Genomic DNA, 1,113 nt, shown 5'->3' with positions numbered 1-1,113 from the left:
ACGGCGGGATCACTCCTCACCAGAGAGCAACGCCATTTTGGCGTGGATCTTCCCCCTCACGGTTGGCTCGAACTGTACGCACACCGTCCGATCAGGGCATTCGGCCGCGCAGGACGGGCGGGCCGCCCCCGCTACTGGATGAACCGGGGCAGCCACCGCGCCTGGTAGTCCGGGTGCGCGGCGTACTCGGCGGCGAGCTGGCGTACGGCGAAGCCAAGGCCCACGGCGCGGCCGGAGCGGAAGTCCTGCGCCGGGCGGTCGGTGTCCAGCTCGGCCACCTCCACGTACTCCCCCACCAGCACCCGGTGCGTCTCGATCCGCTCCAGGGTGCGCGCCGGGTCCTGGAGCGCGATGTGGTGGTCAAAGCCCCGGTCCCGCACCGTGAACGCGACGCCGCCCTTGCGGTCGTGGACCTCGCCGGGCACATCCGCCGGGCACCGCCATCGGTCCCCGCCGGCAGCCAGGGCGACCTGTTCCTCATCGGCGAGACGCGCCAGGACGAAGGCCACCATGTCTGTGTTGCCGGCCATTGGATGCTGCTCCCTCGTGTCCATGGATCACTGCGGTGATACGGGGAGCATTGTCGTGGACCGGAGCGGCGCGATCCACCACGGCAGGCGGGACGGTCAGCCCGTGCTCTCCCCGCTCCCCCCGGCGGCCAGGTCCGCGAGGACCTTGTGGAGGGGTTCGGTGAGCCGTCGGCGGTACTCCTGCACGGCCCAGCCGTTGCCGTCGGGGTCGGTGAAGTACATGAACGTGGCCCCGTCCTCGGGGGCGTACCGCTGGGGTGCGGAGACCTCGACCCCGCGGGCGACCAGCTCCGCGTGGGCGGCGTCGATGTCGGTGACGCAGAGCTGGAGCCCGTGGTACGTGCCCGGCTGCGGGTCCCCCGTGGGGTTGGGTACGCCGTCGGTGAGGGCGATCGAGCAGCCCGAGCCGGGCGGGGTGAGCTGGACGACGCGGGCGCCCGGCATCACCTCGCCGTCGATGTCGACGTGGAAGCCGAGCTTGTCGCGGTAGAAGTCGCGGGCCCGGTCCAGGTCGGTCACGGGGAGCACGATCACTTCGAGGGTCCAGTCCATGGCTGCGGAGCCTTTCACTGTTTCGGGGGTG

Annotated in this window: 2 protein-coding genes; both read right to left on the bottom strand. The window is 71.2% G+C overall.

Translation table 11 applies throughout. From position 1 onward, the window contains the following. Positions 1 to 131: 131 nt before the first annotated feature. Entirely contained in the window at positions 132 to 530 is a 399-nt protein-coding gene (locus tag AB0M27_RS48095) for a DUF6221 family protein (RefSeq protein ID WP_019763425.1), read from the bottom strand. Between the two features lie 96 nt (positions 531 to 626). Then, entirely contained in the window at positions 627 to 1,082 is a 456-nt protein-coding gene (locus AB0M27_RS48090) for a VOC family protein (protein ID WP_019763424.1), read from the bottom strand. Between the last annotated feature and the right edge of the window lie 31 nt (positions 1,083 to 1,113).

The sequence above is a fragment of the Streptomyces sp. NPDC052107 genome, from assembly GCF_040680215.1.
Taxonomy (GTDB): Bacteria; Actinomycetota; Actinomycetes; order Streptomycetales; family Streptomycetaceae; genus Streptomyces.
This window is presented reverse-complemented; position numbering and strand designations above follow the sequence as displayed.